Below are 16,257 nucleotides of genomic sequence, written 5' to 3'. Positions count from 1 at the left end.
TCGGTCAGTCGCGGGGCAGGGGCCGGTCAGCGGCGGTAGCCCCAGGACTGGGTGTCCACGGTGCGGCCGTCGTCGTCGCGCAGGGTGGCCTTGTCGGCGTAGTTGCTCCAGATGTAGTCCCGGCTGCCCTGGTAGACGTCCCGACGGGTGTCATAGCCGCGCCCGGTGTGGACGCGGACCGTGGCATAGCCGGGCAGGCGCAGGTCGTCGAAGCGGTAGCGGTTGCCGTCGCGGTCCGAGAGCGTCCATCCGTCCAGGTCGACCGCGCGGCGGCCGGTGTTGGTGACCTCGACCCACTCCCGGTTCAGGGACCGGTTCGACCAGTCGTCACGGCCGGGGCTGTTGTACTGGATGTTGCCGAGGACAACGTTGGAGTACGAGTGGTGGCGGCCGTGCCCGTATCCGTGGCCGTGGCCGTGGCCACTGTCGGCGGCAGCCGGCATCGCCGCCGCGGCGACGACGGAGCCGGCTGCCAGAGCGGTAGCGGCGATGCGGCGGACGGTACGAGAAGCAGACATTGATGTCCCCTCAAACAAGGGCGCCCAGGACCCGGTCAAGGGCCATGCTGCGCGGTGCGGTTCCCGGCCCCTCAGGCCGAGAACCCAAAGACTGGAGTACCTCCCCCGCCACCGGCAGCGACTCCGGTTCGTGTTACTTAATGCGGACATTTCCGTAACTCGCGATTGCATTGATCACACATCCCGCCCAGACGTGCCCCTGACATCGACTGCCGGATCCACGCACCCGCTCCACAACCGGGGAGCAGCCCGTTCCAGCCCCCCACGCACCCCGCCGCACCACCCCGCAAGCCACCCGCCCATCAGCGCACCCATCGGTAACAGCCACAATGCCGTGCAATTCAGACACATATCGCGTGGCCGAACACCCGCCCGCAGAGTGCGGCCCTCCTCGACAGCCACGGGCTGGACAGGTCAGATCAGTACGTGGGTGAGCTTGTCCGGGTTGAGGACGGCGGCAGTTGGCCGGGGTTGCGTCGACGATCTCGGCAATGCCCTGGCACCGCCGCAGCCGTCATGATCTGGTTCCGCGCTGGATCGGCCGGACAGAGCCCGGAACGACACGGACATTCTTTTCCGGGAGTTCTTCGTGCGCCCGGCTTTCCGGGTCCTTCAAGAGATCCGGAATATCCTGAACAGTGATCTCTTGACCGGTTATGTCCGTCGGGAATTCCGTTCCCTGGAACAGCCGTACGAACCTTGGTTTCGACCGGCATTCGACCGGTCTCACGCCTCCCCCTTTCCCCTTGCTCTACAACGGAGAGTTCCATGAACACGATGCGTGTCGCCCAGGTCAGCGCCGCGGGCGGGAAGTTCGAAATCGTCGAGCGGGAACTGCCGCAGCCCGGCCCCGGCCACGTCCGGATCACCGTCGAGGCGGCGGGCATCTGTCACAGCGATGCGGGCTTCGTCTCCGCCGGCTTTCCCGGCGTCAAGTTCCCGCTGGTCACCGGCCACGAGGTCGCCGGGCGGATCGACGCCCTCGGCGAAGGCGTGACCGGATGGCAGGTCGGCGACCGCGTCGAGGTCGGCTGGTTCGGTGGTCACTGCGGCCGCTGCCTGCCCTGCCGTGAAGGCGACTTCATCGACTGCCAGAACCTTCAGGTTCCCGGCTGGGCCTACCCCGGCGGCTTCGCCGACGCCATGGTGGCCCCCGATACCGCGCTCTCGCGCATTCCTGACGGATTGCCGGCCGCCCTGGCCGCGCCGCTCGGCTGCGCCGGTGTCACCACTTTCAACGCTCTGCGGCACAGCTCTGCCCGGCCCGGTGACCTCGTGGCGATCCTCGGCGTCGGCGGCCTGGGACACCTCGGAGTCCAGTACGCCAACCAGTTCGGCTTCGACACCGTCGCCATCGCCCGCGGCCAGGAGAAGGAGCCACTGGCCCGGGAGCTCGGCGCCCGGCACTACATCGACAGCAGCGCCGTCAACGTCGCCGAAGCCCTCCAGGCGCTGGGGGGCGCCCGCGTCGTGCTCGCCACGGCGGCCAACTCCGACGCGATGACTGCCACCGTCGACGGCCTGCGTCACCGTGGGCAGCTGATCGTCATCGGCGTCACCCCCGAGCCGCTGCAGATCAGTCCGCTGCAGCTGATCGGGGGAAGCCGCTCCGTCCACGGCCACCCGGCCGGCACCGCCCAGGACGTCCAGGACACACTGACGTTCAGCGCGCAGACCGGGGTGAAGCCGATGGTGGAGACGGTGCCGCTGGAGGAAGTCGACGAAGCCTTCCAGCGGATGCTCAGCGGCGCGGCCCGTTTCCGCATGGTGCTCACCACCGGCAACTGACCAGCACCTGCGGCGCTCGCTCCGTTACGGCCGCCGCGGGTCCTGCTGGGCGGTGTCCTGCCAAGGGAACGGGGCGAGGTCGGGCTCGACCCAGCCGTTCTTCGCCTGCGGGCCGGCCAGCGTTGCCGGGCGGTAGAAGCAGGTCAGCAGTCGTTTGTCGAGCAGCGCGGGGTGGTGGTCGGCGAACGCGGTGAAGTCGCTTTCGTCATGCTCGTCCGCGTGGTGCCCGACCAGTTCCACCCAGGCGCGGCTGACGGTCGCGTGGTATTTCTGGGGCGCACCCGCGTATCGGGCGGTGCGCTGGATGCCGTCGCTGACCAGGCCGACCGCCGTGGGCACGCCGTACTGCCGCACGGCCAGCCACGTCAGGTGGACATGTTCGCGGTGGCCGAACCGCTCGGCGTTCGCCATCACTTCGGCCATCATCGCTTCGAAGGTGGGTGTGTCGTCGGCCTGTGTCCGGGGCTGGTGCAGGGTCATGAGGACACCTCCGTCAGGGCTTGCAGGGCCGTGCGCAGGGCGGCGACAGTGTCGGCGGGCAGGTTGCCGAGCGCGCGGTGCTCCAGGCCGGTGACGGCCTGTCGGATCGTAGTGGCGGCCACGTGCCCGGAAGAGGTGAGCTCGATGAGCACCGCCCGGCGGTCGCCCGGGCGGGCGCCTCGGGTGATGTGGCCGCGTCGTTCCAATCGGTCCAGCACGCTGGTCAGCGTCGTGGGGCGAGTACCCACGGCCGCGCCCAGTTCGGACACGGTTCTCCCGCGGCCGTCAGCGAGGTTGGCCAGCGCATTGATCTCAGAGGGGGTCAGGTCCAGGTCGACGAGCTCTGCGGCGAGCACTTGCAAGGTGGCGTGGGTGGCCCGCTGGAGCGCCAGCAGGGCAGACCATTCACATGGCACGGGTTCGGACTTCATGATTTCGGACTATACGATTTCGTATAAATTGCTGCAAGTCGAGGCCTCGTCCACGACCGGCCGCCTCCCCGGGGAATTCCTGATCCACGACCTGATCTCGTCGGTCCTGTCCTCGCTCTCGGACAATCCGGGTGCGCCCGGCCGTCCCGGCTGATATCCCGGACGGATGGACGATCTTGTGACTGCGCGGCTCGTACTCCATCCGATGAGCGTCGGCGAGGCGGAACGGGTGCTGGCGGGCCGGCCGCCGGCACGGACTGCTGGGCGCCCGGATATCCGGCCCCGGGCGATGCGGCCGGCGCCCGGCGCTTCCTCGGTGTCTGCGCGGCCGCGGGCGATCCTCAGCCGTTCGGCGCCTACGAGATACGGCGCCGCGCGGACGGATACGCGATCGGCGGCCTGGGCTTCCACGGGCCGCCGGACGAACTGGGCAGCGTCACCGTCGGATACGGCCTCATCCCCTCCGTACGGGGCAAGGGGTACGCCTCCGAGGCACTCCGCGCGCTCCTTCTGTTCGCGCGTGAGCGCGGCATCACCCGTGTGGTGGGGACACGGACCACGACAACATCGCCTCGCAGCGCGTCATGACCGCCGTCGGCATGCGGCTGGTCGCAAAGGACGAGCGGCTGAAGCACTACCGCATCGACTGGAACGACGCCGAATGAGCGGCCGTTGACCTTCACCTTGGGGGAAGCCCCAGCATCGGTGGGGCCGGGCGAGGTGCCCGGTACGAGGAAGGGCGGGCCATGGAGCTGTTGACCATCGGGGCCTTCGCGAAGGCCTCCAGGCTCTCGCCGGTCGCGTCCCCTCTCGTGGTGTAGCAGCGATCTTCGCGGGAGTGACCTCGGCGGCGGTCCTCGGGAGGGGGCCGGCGGTCACTCGCGCCGACTGCACACGCTGACAGCCTGTCAGGGGGCGGAGGCTGAAAGACGCCTCCGATCCCGGTCGTGAGCTGCGCCTTTGCGCTTGATCGCTGCTACACCACATAGCGGGACACCATCCGGGAATGACCGCTGGCTCGCGGGCCAAGGCCGGCCCCGCCGCGTGCTGGGCATCGATGCATCGCCCAAGACAGCCGAGACCCGCGCCCAGGTGGAGAAGATCTCCCGCAACACCGCCGAACTCACTCCGGGCGTGCCCGGTACGGGGCTCCGACAGGGCCGCCCGTCCGGGCCAAGCAGCGGAGCCACTGGCGGCCATCCACGACGACGGCGGTACATCATCGACTGCCGCTGACACGACGTGGACGCCCCGGGGATGACCTGGAGCCGGAGCTGCCGGTCGAAACAGAGTCCCCCGGGGGGGCCCACAGGAAGCCGGCCCCTGGCGGTCGGCTCACGTCACCAGACGAACCTGGCGACCTGCGTCACCGTCGAGGGGCCGGCGTGCCGGGTCACAGCCGGGTGGCTGCTCAGCGGGCTTGTATTGCGTCCAGTTCGGCCACTGTGGCGTAGCGGTTCTCCGGGCCGTGCTCGCTGATGACGCGCAAGGCGACGTGACGTGCCTTCACCGGAGTGAAGGGCACTACGAATTCCGCACGGTCGCCAGGGAAGCTGCCTGCGGCCACTTTCCGCCACGTGGTGCCGTCCGAGGAGACCAGCACCTCGTACGATTTCACCCTGCCATTGCTCCCGCCGTCCTGCCGGGGCATGTAGCGGATGCCGGCGATCCGTTGCTCGCTGCCGAGACCGACGGAGATCTGCTGCGGCAAACCGGCCGAGTACGCACTGTGCCAGATCGTGTACGGGTCATTGTCGACAGCCCGCGCGGCCCCGCCGGGCTCGCCGATGGCCTCCTCGCTGGTGGCAGTCGCTGTCCAGCCGTTCTGGCTGACCATTCCCGGGTTGGCCCCGATCTGCGAGTCGAGGTCTGCCGGGTCCGCGCCCCGCACCGGCAGGGCGTCGCCCACCTGGTCGTACCGGTCGAGGAAGGGACGTACGTCCGAACCCGCCGGCGTTCCCCAGGTCCGGTCGGCGACGACGGCGAGCGGCCGTCGTGCGAAGTAGTCGACCCAGCCCACGGGCATCGTCTGTGTCCGGTCCGACCAGCGGGCGACGCGGTAGCCGAGGATTCCGGGCTGCTGCGCGAACGGATAGTCACGGTAGGTGGTGCGGATGTCGAAGAAGCCGTACTGCCCCGGCTTGTTCCCCAGACCGGGGCTTACGTAGAGGGGGCCGTCCTGGGCGCCGATCACCTTGTAGCCCTGAGCGGCCCGGCCTGCGGGGCTGGAGAGCCACTCGTTCACGACGATGCGCTTGTCCGGAGCGATGCTGGTGGTCTGCGCGAAGTCCCACCACTGCCAGACCTGTGTCGTCTTGCCTGCAGATCGCACAGCGGCATCGAGGTCATTGATGAACTCGACGAGTACGTCGCTGGTGTACGGGTAGCCCTTCTGCTTCTGGTAGGCGACGAGTTCCGGGCAGGCCGCCTATGCGGCAGTCAATGGCACCTCGTCCGTCCCGATGTGCACGTAGGGACTCTTGACGAAGATGTCGGCGATCTCCGTGACGAGGTCCCGGGCGAACGAACGGGTGGCAGGCTTCGTGTAGTCGAGCGTCCACTGGCCTTGGTCGCTGCCCTCCCAGGAGTTGTTGGGCCGCGACATGGACTCGCAGGTGAAGGCGAGTTCCGGCTTGGCCTTGCCGATGGCCGCAGCGTGGCCGGGAAGCTCGATCTCCGGCACGATGGTGACACCGTAGCTGTCGGCGTAGTTCTCCAGGTCCCGCAACTGCCGGGCCGTGTAGTGCTGGGGAGAGACGATCTCGGGGTACTTGGCGCTCTCCACGCGGTACCCGTTCCAGTCGGACAGGTGGAGGTGGACCGTGTTCAGCTTGTACCAGGCGGCCTGACGGATCTGCTGCTTCAGGTAGTCCAGCGGGAAGTACTTCCTCCCCACGTCGAGCATCTCCCCACGGGAGCCGTGCGCCGGCCAGTCGGTGGCCGTGCCGCGAGGAACAGTGCGGACCGTGGAGGACGTACGCAGGGACTGGAGCAGAGTGCGAGTTCCGTGCAGGACCGCCTGCCGGGTCCTGCCGGTGACCTGCACGGCCGAGCCGACCTCGAGTTCGTAGCCCTCGGGAGAGGCGACGCCTGGGGGTGTGCCCAGGGCCAGGCCGATGTCGTGCCTCCCAGGCGTGTCCGTGACGACCTTGGGCCTGATGCCCTCCTGCAGAAAGAGCTCGTTGGCCAGCAGCCGGGCGGTGGCCGTGAGTTCGGATGCCGAGGTCGGGTACACGGCGATGCGGCTGGTGCTCGTCAGCTTCCACTGCCCCGTGCCGCCCATCCACGTCCGGATGGCCGGAACGGTGACGGGAGCAGGGTTCGGCGACTGTGCGCCGGCTGCCGGGCTGCCCGGCAGCAGCCCGATCAGTGCAGTCGCTGCCACAGCGGCCGCAGGTATCCAACGTCTCATGCTCTGGGCTCCTCGCGATGCTGCCAACACGGGCTGCCTTATCGTGAACCGCCCCCCACCATGCGTCAATGCGCTCGACACTCCGATGTTTCACGCAATAATGAGCATCACGGTTCCTTTGTGTCCCCGTCACGTGGAGCTCCTCCAGGGCGGCCTGGTCCGTCTCGCGTTCAGCCGGGTTCCTGGCTCGTCCGGCGGCCGTGGTGCAGGGCTGAGGCCGGGAGGCGAAGCCACATCGCTGTACGGCGCGGTACTTCGGGCCGCCACTGGATAGGCATGCACACCGAGAGCTGCCGATGCTCCTGTCCCGCTGGAAGGACGACAGCAATGCCGTCCGGTTCACTCTCGCCGCCCTCACGGCGCTCTGTGGTGCTCATGACCAGCGCGTATTCTCGGGGCCGGCCGCGCTCCCGGCTCCGGCAGGCAGCTCCTGCGCCGACATCGTGTCGCTCGTGGGCCAGCAGTTCACCGATCTCCGTCTTGAGCGTCTCGGCTTCGGACTTGGTGCCGTGCACCAGCACGACGAAGTCGTCGGCGTATCGCACCAGACGGTAGTTCGGCAGCCCCTTGCGCCGCCGGGCTTGCCGTTGCCAGCCAGGACTCATCTCGGTGTTCCAGATCCGCGAGAAATGCCGGTCCAGAACGGAGAGATAGATGTTGGCCAACAGCGGGGGGCGACTCCTCCTTGCGGAGTGCCCGTGAGGGTTTCCGCGAATCCACCGTGCATCTCGACAACTCCGACCCGCAGAAACGCACTGCGGAATGCGGTCCAGCGGTCTGTCTCCACGCGGGCCCGGGTGAAGCCGGGCACCCTGGCCACGGCGGAGGTGAGGTTGTCATAGCGGACCTTGCCCCTGGGTATGCCGCCCAGCACGTGGAAGGCGTGGACATGGCCCTCGAAGAAGGCTTCCTGCCCTTGCGAGGCCGACACGTGGTGCACAGCTTTCCCGGAGAAGGAGAGCCGGAAAACGAACAGGTAGCACAGGGTGCGCACGCCATCGAGCGTGATGTAGACGTCCCCGAAATCGACCTCGGCCTCCTCGCCGGGGCGATGCGTCTGCGGGATGAACACACTGGGAGGTCCGCGGCCCTCCTCGACCCAGATCTCGGGCTTGCGGCGCCTGATGTAGTCCCGTGCCCGGCCGTAGGAGACGTTGTCCATCCCGTGCTCGTCCACCAGCCGGTCGAAGACCCGCTTGGCGGTGTGGCGCTGCTTTCGCGGGGAATCCAGATCAGCACGCAGAATCGCGTCGATCAGATGCTTGTAGGGGTCGACCACCGAAGGCCGCGGAGGCATCGGCTTGCGGGGCGCCGGCCACGGAGACGTCAGAGCTTCGCGTACCAGACGCCGGTGCACCCCGTAACGGCGCGAGAGTTCGTGGATCGACAGCTTCTCGGTACGGGAGTCGCGGCGGATCGCCGCGAAGAGCTCAACCTTGGTTCTCGAGCCATCCATGCGGGCCCCCTGACTGTCGGAAGCACATCAATGCTCCCACTGCAAGACCGCCCCTGGGGCCACTTCTGACGAACACTCAAACTGCGATCAAACTCCTGGGGCCCAAAGGTTCGTTCCGCTGGGGCCAGACAAGTCGTTCATAGCCAGCTTCACCGGGCCGGTCTCTTCGGCCCTGGTAAGGACGGTAGAAGCTGCCGCAGCGGCAGTTTCAGGCCCGGCACGCCGGGTCCCTGCCCCACCGGGCCCTTCGCATGCGCGCACCGTCCAGCCGGCCGGCGCCGTCGGCGTCCTGTGCGGTGCGGTCTGCGTGAACCGCCCGTGGCAGCGGTATGCGGCGGCTGGGGTGGGTGCGTCGGGAAGTGTCACCACCGGGGGCACCCACCGCGAAGCCCGCCGCGTTCCTCGGGCCGGTACACCGGTCGTGGGCATGGCGCCCTCGGCGTTGCAGCGAACTTCCCGGCGCGGCCACGGCCGTGGGCACCGGCCCACAGGCGGCGGCCGCGGGCCGGGCGGGTGCCGGGCGGTGTGTTCGGGCGTCCTTCGGGGCCTGCGGGTTCAGCCGAGGGCGCGGTCGAGGTTGAAGGCGGCGCTGATGAGGGACAGGTGGGTGAAGGCCTGCGGGAAGTTGCCGAGTTGTTCTCCCGTCGGTCCGATTTCCTCTGCGTACAGGCCGAGATGGTTGGAGTAGGTGAGCATTTTCTCGAAGGCCAGGCGGGCCTCTTCCAGGCGGCCGGCCCGGGTGAGGGCTTCGATGTACCAGAATGAACAGATCGAGAAGGTGCCCTCCGTACCCAGGAGGCCGTCCGGGCTGGCTCCCGTGTCGTAGCGGTAGACGAGCGAGTCGGCGACCAGGTTCGCGCCAAGGGCGTCCAGCGTCGAGAGCCACTTCGGGTCGACCGGGGAGACGAACTTGACCAGGGGCATCATCAGCACGGAGGCGTCCAGGACGTCGCCGTCCAGTTGCTGGACGAAGGCGCCGGCTTCGGCCGACCAGCCGCGTCTCATGATCTGCCGGTAGATCGCGTCACGGCTCTGCCGCCACCGGACAAGATCGGCAGGCAAGCCGCGCCGGGTCGCCATGCGCATGGCCCGCTCGATGGCCACCCAGCACATCAGGCGCGAGTACAGGAAGTCCCGTCGTCCCCCGCGGATCTCCCAGACGCCTTCGTCCGGCTGGTCCCAGTGGTCGCAGACCCAGTCCACCACGGCGCCGACCTCGTCCCAGCGGTGGCTGCTGATGGGCTGCCCCCACTTGTCGTACAGGTAGACGGAGTCGATGAGCGCTCCATAGATGTCCAGCTGGAGCTGGGTCGCGGCGGCATTTCCCACCCGTACCGGGGACGACCCCAAGTACCCCTCGAAATGTGATAGTTCGCGCTCGGGAAGCTCGCGGCGTCCGTCGATGCCGTACATGATCTGCAGCGGTCCGGCGGCCTCGTCGTCGCACATGATGCAGGAGGACAGAAAGCCCATGAACGCTTCGGCCTCCGATGTGAAGCCCAGCCTGAGCATGGCGTAGATGCAGAAGGCGGCGTCCCTGACCCACGTGTACCGGTAGTCCCAGTTACGCTCGCATCCGATCTCTTCGGGCAGGCTCGTCGTCGGCGCTGCCACGATCGCGCCGGTCGGCGCGTAGACGAGCAGCTTCAGGGTCAGTGCGGAGCGGTGCACCATCTCCCGCCACCGTCCGTGGTAGCGCGAGGCGCCCAGCCAGTGCCGCCAGAAGCGGACCGTGGCCTGGAACTCGTCCTCCGCCTCGCGCCGGGCGCACCCGCGCACAGCGACCTCTGCCCCGATCCGGTCGAGGGCGAAGACCGCGGACTCGCCTTCCAGCAGCTTGAAGTGCGACCAGGCGTCCGTGCCGTCGCATTCGAGCGGCACAGTGGCCGTCAGTGCCAGGGACAGGTTCTTGGATTCGAAGTGCGCCCTGTCGCCCTCAAGGCGTGCGCTGTGCGGCTCGGTCCCGTACCCGAAGCGGGGAGCCACCCGCGCGGTGAACGGAAGCGAGCCCCGGACGCAGAGCAGGCGTCTGATCAGCCGGTGCCGGTGGACCTCGCCCGATTCGTCGCCGATGGGCATGAAGTCCTGGATCTCGCCCACCCCGTCCGTGGCGAAGAACCGTGTGATCAGCACATTGGTGTCGGGAAAGTAGAACTGGCGGGTCCGCGCGGGCACGTCGGCGGCCAGCTGAAACGATCCGCCCCGGTCCGCGTCCAGGATGGAGCCGAACACGCTGGGTGCGTCGAATTGTGGGCAGCAGTACCAGTCGATCGTGCCGTTGGTGCCCACGAGCGCGACGGTACGAAGGTCGCCGATCAGACCGTGGTCGGCGATCGGCAGGTAGCGCGGGGAACCCTCCCCTTGCCCGTATCCACTGCATCCGGCACTCTCGAACGCCATGCCAGGCCTCCCTGCCACCGCGGCGCCACCGCCGTGAAGCCGAAAACAACCCTGATAACAGCTTAAATCGCCACGCATGTGCGCCTGGCTCTGCCGCTTCAGCCGCCACCGCCGTGGGCGGCGCCGCGGATCCGGCGGCGTGGTTCGTCAGCCTCGCAGAGCCGGCAAAGTCACCGGCCGTGCGTTCATGCGGCAGGCGGCGTGGGCCGGCGCAGGTGGGCCAGATCGTCGGGTGGCGGGGTGTCGGGCCGGTGGAAGAGCGGGGTCTGGTCGACGGCGGCCGCCGGGGCGTCGGCCAGCTGGAAGCGCTCGCGCAGCCGGTGGTAGAACGCCAGCGGTGCCAGACGAGCCAGGCGCAGCCGGTACGGTGCGCGGTAGGCGGCAACCCAGTCCCCCGGTTCCAGTACTCCGCGCGTCTGCCCGTCGATGCTCACGGCCACCTGGCCGGAATGCGGCAGCACGTGTACCACGACCGCCTCGTCGACCGCGGCTATCACGGTGCGGTCGAAGGCCATGTGCGGAGCGACCGGGGTGAAGACGATGGCGTCGGCGGCGGGGTCCAGAACCGGCCCTCCCGCGGCGAAGTTGTAGGCGGTCGAGCCGGTGGGGGTGGCCACGATCACCGCGTCGGCCGAGTAGGAGGCGAGCAGCTGCCCGGCCAGGTACACGGCCACGCTCGCCTGCCGGTCCCGGGCGAGTTTTTCCAGAACCACGTCATTGACGGCGGTGACGTCCAGGGCGACACCCCAGCCGGCCGTCTGCACCCCGGCGGGGCGCACGGCCGGCGCGGGCAGCGCGGGACCGCGCCCGTAGCACAGCACCGTGTCCAGGCCGACGGGCGTGCGGAGCGGGCGCGACGCGCGCAGCGTGAGCACCATCCGCTCCTCGATCACCGCCTGATCCCGGTGGAGAACGTCGAGCGCGTCCTCCACCTGGTCGGTGGTGATCTCGGTCAGGAAGCCGAGCCGGCCCACGTTCACGCCCAGCACCGCCGCCCCGTCCTTGGCGGCGATCCGCGCCCCGCGCAGAAACGTGCCGTCACCGCCGAACGTGATGATCAGCCCGGGGTGGCCCGCCGCCTCGGCCTCCTCCTGGCCGCCGTGCCGCGATTCCCCCTCCCGCCACACGTCGATGTCGGTGCAGGCAATGCCGCGCGCGGCACACCACAGGCGGGCGGTCCGCGCCGCCGCGACGGCGGCGGGCCGGCCTTGGTGGACAACCAGGCCCAGCCGATTCAGAGGCATCACTTCTCACCGTAGACCGCCCCGGCACGCCGCGCAGATCGCAACGGATCTTCCCCGGGGCCACCGGACCGGCCGGTGATGTCCTCTCCTGCGCCGGTCAGGAGGAGAGGTGAACACGGACCGGTCCGGCCTGCGTCGCAGCGCCAGCTGCTGCACCGGCCTCGGGTTGCCGTGGAGCCGGCGCCCGGTCTTTTCCCCGCGGTCCGGGAAGAGTTCTTCCTGCCCTCCCGGTGCCGGAGTCCTCGCGCACCGCATACCGCACCGAACGGCATGTGCAGCGGCCGCATATCGTAGCGTTACGATCATTTTGTATGCATGTGTTCCGACTGTGGAGGCAACCATGCGCCCGACCGACGAGTACCCGACTCCGTCGCAGGCCGAGGGCGAGAGGCTCGAAGAGGACATGAATCCGGCTGAGCAGCGGCATCCGGCCACCACACGCACCCAGCCGTCCCAGGCCGAGGGCGAGCGCCGGGCGGAGGACGACGAGAGGTGACTCCTCCCCCGGATGAATCCGGGGGGCTTCTCCTGTTCGGTGGCTGGGCCACGTCGGGAAGGACCTGCCTGGCCCTGATAGCGGTGTTCAGTGCGCCGGCCTGGTCGGCGTTGGCGGTATGACCGCACTGAGTGCACTGGAACTTCTCGTGTGTCGGGCGGTTCTCCTCGGACACGTGCCCGCAGTCGGGGCAGGTGCGGGAGGTGTTGCGGGGGTCCACCGGGATCAGGTCTCGACCGGCGCTTTCAGCCTTGTGCGCGAGGATGCCCAGGAACACCGCCCAACCCGCGTCGTGGATGCTTGTGTTCAGTTGGGCCCTGGCGGCGGCCCCGTTGGGCAGGAAGCCGCCCGGGTTCTCGGGGTCGGCCTGGGCTTGGGGGCGCGGACCATGTTCGCGATGCTGAGCCGCTCGTGCGCGATGCGGTCGTAGGTGCGGACCAGCGCGAGAGCGGTCTTGTGTGCGTGGTCGAGGCGCCGGCGGCGTACCTTGGCGTGCAGTTCGGCGACCTTCTCGACGGCCCGGCGGTGCTTGGCCGTCCGCTTGTCCCGGCCGGCACGCGAAAATGCCTTCAACGCCCGCTGGGCATCCGCGAGGGCGTCGGCGTTCTTCCGGCCGTTTCGGGGGCGCGAACAGCCAGGCAGGAACGTCGCGCAGAAATCGGGCCTCAACCGCTCGATCAGCCAGGAGGCATGGGGACGGACCGTCACGATGCTGACGTACAAGACCGCCCGACGCGGCGGCACCCTGCACAAGGTCCCCGCCCCCGGCACCTCCCGGCGCACGCTGACCGGCGGTGGCACCCGCCGCCGGTACCCGGGCGCGGCGGGTGCCGGCGAGGCCGGGGCCGGGCGCGGCCGGCCGCGGCGCGTCGGTCCGGCGGTGCTTGCGGGAGTTGCCGGCCGTCACGGCCCGGACCATGACGGCCGGAGCGAGGCCGGGCAGGAACGGCGCGATCCATCGGGCCGGGCGCAGCAGGGGCCGGTCCGGCCGTGCGGTTTGCGGCCGGTCGTGCGGGCAGGCGGTCGGCCCCGTGCGCGGCTCACTCCCGGGTGCTGCTGCCCGACGACATGCAGGCGTTCGATTCCCGCGAGATATGGCGTGATGGCCTGGCCGCCCTTTGGTGCGCAGGTGGATCCGGTGGAACCGCAACCGCGCGGTGTTCGATCCGCCGCAGCTCGCGGGGGGACGGCCATGGCGACGCGCGGGTTGCCTCGGTGGACGCCGGGCATGGCGTAGCGGGTGCGGGGGTTCGGGGTGTCTGCCGGGGGATGCGCCTCGCATGCCGGAAACCCCGGCCCGATTCCGACGGGCCGGGGTTTCCCTGTGACGCAAGCGGCTGGGTCAGTACCGGTCGCCCTCGTCGTACCGGTCGCCCTCGTCGAACCTGTCGTCCTTGTCGAACCTGCCGTAGTGGTCGCGGACCACCCGGAAGCTGCCCACGACACCGTTGCGGACCTTCACGCCGCCGCGGATGTGCTTACGGGTGAAGACATTGTTGCTGGTGCTCCAGGGACCGACCGTCGCGACCGGGGAACCGTTGTCGCAGGTCGCCCCCTGGAAGAACTCAACGGTCCGGCGGCTGTCGTTACGGACGTTGAAGCTCTTGGAACCCAGACCGCTCACCACCGTGATGCAGCCATCCTCCCCACGAGCGGAGTACGACCGCTCGTTGATGAAGATCCGGCCCTCCTCCCGGTGGTGGCGGCGCTCTTTGTGGCCACGCTCGTTGCCGCCACGCTCGTTGCCGCCACGCTCGTTGCCGCCGTAGCCGCCTCCCTCGTTCCCCTTGCCGCCTCCCTCGTTCCCCTTGCCGCCACCGCTGTTCCCGCCGTCACCGCCCAGCGGAGCCGCGTCAGGGGCGGCCTGCTGGACGGACGGGGCAGCCTGGGTGGATCCGGCGGCCGAGGCATAGGTGATGCCGGTAGTGGCGATGACCGCGGCGCCCACTGCGGCAGCGGTCACGGCGACGGTACGCGTCTTCATGTCACTTCTCCCTTGTCTCTGAGGGTCGGCCGGGCAACCGGCCTGCAATGAACGTACTTATGGCGCCTTTAGCTGTCATATCGGATGTATCACCAGGGGGCCGACCGGGTGTACGAACGACCCGCACCGCACACCGATCAACACATGACGTACCGTCAACACATATGAAAGTAAGCTTATTTGGCACAGGATTAGGCCTTCTGGGCGACTTGATGACGCCCGATCACCCTCTCGGCAGCATGAACACCGGATCCGGCACACCCAGAACCTCACCCCCACCGCCCTGAACAGCTGCCATCGCCCTCCACCCACCACCCCGGCCACCACAGCGACCCACCACACCCCTGTTGCTCCGCCGATGCCGCCGCGGCCCGGCAGCCCGCACGTGCGGGCCCGGGAGAGGCGGCGATCTCCAGCGGTGCTTCGTGGCCGGCCGCTACCGGGGGCATGGCGAGCGCCGGGTCACGGATCGGCTCCCAGGCCGGCGTCGGCGGAGCCCGGACCGAAGGCATCCGGCAGCCCGGCCGCAGGGAGTACGGCCAGTTCGAGGAACTCCCCCACGCCCAGGGAGCGTGCGAGCGGATGCGGGCCGGCCCTGGACGGCCCGCCCACGGCCGAGGGCGCCGGGCAGTCACACGACCTGTTCCTTCGCTGCTTCGAGGCTGGACCGGCGGACATCCCGCCCGGCCGGGAAAAGCCGCTCGGCGCGAAGCGGGATTGCGCGGACGCGGCTCGCTGCAGGATGCGGCCGGCGGTGCCGGGGATCCGCTGGGGGTGGCGCGCGGGATATCGGCGGCGTCGCCGACGGCGCCGGTCCCGCACCGGCCAGGGACCGCGCGCCGGCGGGGCCACCGCCAAGAAGCGCTGCGGCGCGCCGAGGACGGAGGAATGCCGCGATCTCTTACGGACCCGCGGCCGGCGACCGCCGCGGCGCCGGGCGGGGCGTATATATGCGCGTATGTGCGCGCCGGTCCGGAACGTGACGAAGTCCTGCGGCAGCGTCAGGCCCCTGGCCGCCGGATCCCCCGCCACACCGTTGAGCTTCGTGACCCGTTCCGGGACATGGCCGCCGACATCACCGGGCCGCTGAAAGGCGCCCGCGAACCGGCTGGAGTCAAGCGGCGGCAGACTCTCGCACGTAGTGCTCGCGGGCGCAGCGGCAGGCACGGTACTTGCCGGGGCCAGTGGCGCACCGATGCGGCATCGAAGCCGGCCGGGGGCAGGACGGACCATCGTTCGCCAGGCGCCGCAGCCCCCGTTCGAACACTGCGAGCGCAATGGTCGGCGCGAGTATGGCACCGGCCACCGACACCCCATGGGCGGGTGTCAGGGCGCCACCTCGGGGGCCGTGCAGTCGTGGCGCGCGGTGGCGAGCTCTTCGAGGTCCCGGACCGTCTTCCCTGCCACCGTGCGCCACAGGCCCCAAGCCCCCGCGGTTCCGCGGGCGGGGAGGATTCCGTGGCGGAAGACCGTGCGGCGCGGTCGTGACCGTCCTCGAAGAAGGCGAATGCTGCACGCGGTGGTACTCGCCGCGTGCCGCCGCCGTCGTGTGCCGCCACCGGACCGGTCACGCGCCGGCCACCGGTCAGGATTCCTTGCCGATTCGCGTCGATAATCGCCACCCCGCCGCCAATACGGCGTGTTTATTCGGCATTACGGTGAGCGAATAGGGCGCCCTTTATGTGACGCAGACCATGTGGCCTGCGCCACTCTTGTGCCTATTTGCGGCATTTGCCGTGTGGGGTGAGCCACGTGACGGGCGTCACCTCGAAGCCGGATAGTAGACCTGTCGGGACCTGCTCCGCAGGCTTGACGGCGCTTCTCCCGATCATTTCTCGCACCCATTACGAATTCCATTAGTAGAAGGGGGCCATTGACCCGCATTTCTCCTTCACCTAATAATTCTTGGCATCGCCCGACAACAGATGAGGAATTACGGAATGCCGTTCAACACGATGTCCACGAAGTTCGCCCGCATGACCAAGACCAAGAAGATGTCGCTGGGCATGTTCGCAGCCGGTGCCGCGGTCGTGGCCGGCACCGTCGCA

General features: G+C 69.2%; 11 protein-coding genes and 4 pseudogenes. 5 read left to right on the top strand and 10 right to left on the bottom strand.

What is annotated here, in order from left to right; translation table 11 throughout:
• Positions 1–26: 26 nt before the first annotated feature.
• A complete protein-coding gene (locus ACGFSA_RS30890) occupies positions 27–518 on the bottom strand; it encodes a lamin tail domain-containing protein (protein WP_393309340.1) in 492 nt (163 codons plus the stop codon).
• A 768-nt stretch (positions 519–1,286) separates the two neighbouring features.
• Between ACGFSA_RS30890 and ACGFSA_RS30885 the strand changes: the two genes are divergently transcribed.
• Positions 1,287–2,306, top strand: coding sequence for an alcohol dehydrogenase (locus ACGFSA_RS30885; protein WP_393309339.1), 1,020 nt, complete (start codon positions 1,287–1,289; stop codon positions 2,304–2,306).
• A 24-nt stretch (positions 2,307–2,330) separates the two neighbouring features.
• On the opposite strand, the gene ACGFSA_RS30880 is transcribed toward ACGFSA_RS30885, so the two are convergent.
• Positions 2,331–2,786 (bottom strand): hypothetical protein, encoded by a 456-nt coding sequence (locus tag ACGFSA_RS30880; protein ID WP_393309338.1) that lies wholly within the window; start codon positions 2,784–2,786, stop codon positions 2,331–2,333.
• Entirely contained in the window at positions 2,783–3,217 is a 435-nt protein-coding gene (locus ACGFSA_RS30875; RefSeq protein WP_393309337.1) for a MarR family winged helix-turn-helix transcriptional regulator, read from the bottom strand. The genes ACGFSA_RS30880 and ACGFSA_RS30875 overlap by 4 nt, the downstream gene beginning before the upstream one ends.
• A gap of 28 nt (positions 3,218–3,245) precedes the next feature.
• Between ACGFSA_RS30875 and ACGFSA_RS30870 the strand changes: the two genes are divergently transcribed.
• Both ACGFSA_RS30870 and ACGFSA_RS30865 read left to right on the top strand, forming a co-directional pair.
• The gene (locus ACGFSA_RS30870) at positions 3,246–3,371 is read left to right on the top strand and encodes a hypothetical protein (protein WP_393309336.1); all 126 of its coding nucleotides are present in this window, start codon (positions 3,246–3,248) and stop codon (positions 3,369–3,371) included.
• A 12-nt stretch (positions 3,372–3,383) separates the two neighbouring features.
• Positions 3,384–3,882 (top strand): annotated as a pseudogene (locus ACGFSA_RS30865) (GNAT family N-acetyltransferase).
• A 746-nt stretch (positions 3,883–4,628) separates the two neighbouring features.
• Here the strand turns inward: ACGFSA_RS30865 and ACGFSA_RS30860 are convergent.
• The 5 genes and pseudogenes from ACGFSA_RS30860 to ACGFSA_RS30840 all read right to left on the bottom strand — a co-directional run bounded on the left by ACGFSA_RS30860 (position 4,629) and on the right by ACGFSA_RS30840 (position 11,729).
• Positions 4,629–6,629 (bottom strand): annotated as a pseudogene (locus tag ACGFSA_RS30860) (family 20 glycosylhydrolase).
• A gap of 170 nt (positions 6,630–6,799) precedes the next feature.
• Positions 6,800–7,294, bottom strand: coding sequence for a hypothetical protein (locus ACGFSA_RS30855; protein WP_393309335.1), 495 nt, complete (start codon positions 7,292–7,294; stop codon positions 6,800–6,802).
• A complete protein-coding gene (locus ACGFSA_RS30850; protein ID WP_393309334.1) occupies positions 7,231–8,085 on the bottom strand; it encodes a hypothetical protein in 855 nt (284 codons plus the stop codon). The genes ACGFSA_RS30855 and ACGFSA_RS30850 overlap by 64 nt, the downstream gene beginning before the upstream one ends.
• Before the next feature lie 555 nt (positions 8,086–8,640).
• Positions 8,641–10,485, bottom strand: coding sequence for a glycoside hydrolase family 15 protein (locus ACGFSA_RS30845; RefSeq protein WP_393309333.1), 1,845 nt, complete (start codon positions 10,483–10,485; stop codon positions 8,641–8,643).
• A gap of 185 nt (positions 10,486–10,670) precedes the next feature.
• On the bottom strand, positions 10,671–11,729 hold the full coding sequence (locus ACGFSA_RS30840) for an NAD(+)/NADH kinase (protein ID WP_393309332.1): 1,059 nt from the start codon (positions 11,727–11,729) through the stop codon (positions 10,671–10,673).
• Positions 11,730–12,069: 340 nt separating this feature from the next.
• Between ACGFSA_RS30840 and ACGFSA_RS30835 the strand changes: the two genes are divergently transcribed.
• On the top strand, positions 12,070–12,225 hold the full coding sequence (locus tag ACGFSA_RS30835) for a hypothetical protein (RefSeq protein ID WP_393309331.1): 156 nt from the start codon (positions 12,070–12,072) through the stop codon (positions 12,223–12,225).
• Between the two features lie 58 nt (positions 12,226–12,283).
• Here ACGFSA_RS30835 and ACGFSA_RS30830 read toward each other — a convergent pair.
• Positions 12,284–12,849, bottom strand: a pseudogene (locus ACGFSA_RS30830) (RNA-guided endonuclease InsQ/TnpB family protein); the annotation flags it as partial.
• A gap of 4 nt (positions 12,850–12,853) precedes the next feature.
• Between ACGFSA_RS30830 and ACGFSA_RS30825 the strand changes: the two are divergent.
• Positions 12,854–13,027: pseudogene (locus ACGFSA_RS30825) on the top strand (RNA-guided endonuclease TnpB family protein); the annotation flags it as partial.
• A gap of 540 nt (positions 13,028–13,567) precedes the next feature.
• Here ACGFSA_RS30825 and ACGFSA_RS30820 read toward each other — a convergent pair.
• The gene (locus ACGFSA_RS30820; RefSeq protein WP_393309330.1) at positions 13,568–14,209 is read right to left on the bottom strand and encodes a hypothetical protein; all 642 of its coding nucleotides are present in this window, start codon (positions 14,207–14,209) and stop codon (positions 13,568–13,570) included.
• Positions 14,210–16,257 lie beyond the last annotated feature (2,048 nt).

Origin of the sequence: Streptomyces sp. NPDC048496, from assembly GCF_043200055.1 — a bacterium.
GTDB lineage: Bacteria > Actinomycetota > Actinomycetes > Streptomycetales > Streptomycetaceae > Streptomyces.
The sequence above is the reverse complement of the archived record's forward strand: the minus strand, read 5'-3'. Positions and strand labels throughout refer to the sequence as shown.

Bases quoted from the DNA above. Each gene is read 5' to 3' on its own strand.
- ACGFSA_RS30850 (WP_393309334.1), bottom strand. From the start codon at position 8,085: ATGGATGGCTCGAGAACCAAGGTTGAGCTCTTCGCGGCGATCCGCCGC.
- ACGFSA_RS30880 (WP_393309338.1), bottom strand. From the start codon at position 2,786: ATGACCCTGCACCAGCCCCGGACACAGGCCGACGACACACCCACCTTC.
- ACGFSA_RS30820 (WP_393309330.1), bottom strand. From the start codon at position 14,209: ATGAAGACGCGTACCGTCGCCGTGACCGCTGCCGCAGTGGGCGCCGCG.
- ACGFSA_RS30845 (WP_393309333.1), bottom strand. From the start codon at position 10,485: ATGGCGTTCGAGAGTGCCGGATGCAGTGGATACGGGCAAGGGGAGGGT.
- ACGFSA_RS30890 (WP_393309340.1), bottom strand. From the start codon at position 518: ATGTCTGCTTCTCGTACCGTCCGCCGCATCGCCGCTACCGCTCTGGCA.
- ACGFSA_RS30835 (WP_393309331.1), top strand. From the start codon at position 12,070: ATGCGCCCGACCGACGAGTACCCGACTCCGTCGCAGGCCGAGGGCGAG.
- ACGFSA_RS30885 (WP_393309339.1), top strand. From the start codon at position 1,287: ATGAACACGATGCGTGTCGCCCAGGTCAGCGCCGCGGGCGGGAAGTTC.
- ACGFSA_RS30840 (WP_393309332.1), bottom strand. From the start codon at position 11,729: ATGCCTCTGAATCGGCTGGGCCTGGTTGTCCACCAAGGCCGGCCCGCC.
- ACGFSA_RS30875 (WP_393309337.1), bottom strand. From the start codon at position 3,217: ATGAAGTCCGAACCCGTGCCATGTGAATGGTCTGCCCTGCTGGCGCTC.